This window comes from Pseudomonas sichuanensis (assembly GCF_003231305.1).
Taxonomy (GTDB): Bacteria; Pseudomonadota; Gammaproteobacteria; order Pseudomonadales; family Pseudomonadaceae; genus Aquipseudomonas; species Aquipseudomonas sichuanensis.
Map to the genome: position 1 here is coordinate 1 of NZ_QKVM01000170.1, position 267 is coordinate 267.

1 protein-coding gene is annotated in these 267 nt (G+C 62.5%); it reads left to right on the forward strand.

Features of this window, described 5'->3' with window-relative positions; all coding sequences use genetic code 11:
* Positions 1-267 (forward strand): hypothetical protein (locus DM373_RS28590; RefSeq protein WP_157966925.1); only part of this gene is annotated, 267 nt, incomplete at both ends.

The following is a 267-nucleotide window of genomic DNA, read 5'->3' on the forward strand; positions in this document are numbered from 1 at the left end:
CTGACCCGCGAGCACCAGTACTACCTCGGTACAGAGGTACCGATGGTCGCGGTGTGGCAGCACGAGTACGACGTGCTCAACAACCGCGTCGCGACCATCCGCCCGGATGGGCACAAGGTCAGCGTGCTCACCTACGGCAGCGGTCACGTGCTGGGCATGACCCTCGACCAGCATGAACTGCTGGCCTACGAGCGTGATGACCTGCACCGTGAAGTGGTCCGCCATCAGGGTAACCAACTGATGCAAACCCAGGCGTGGGATCCAGTG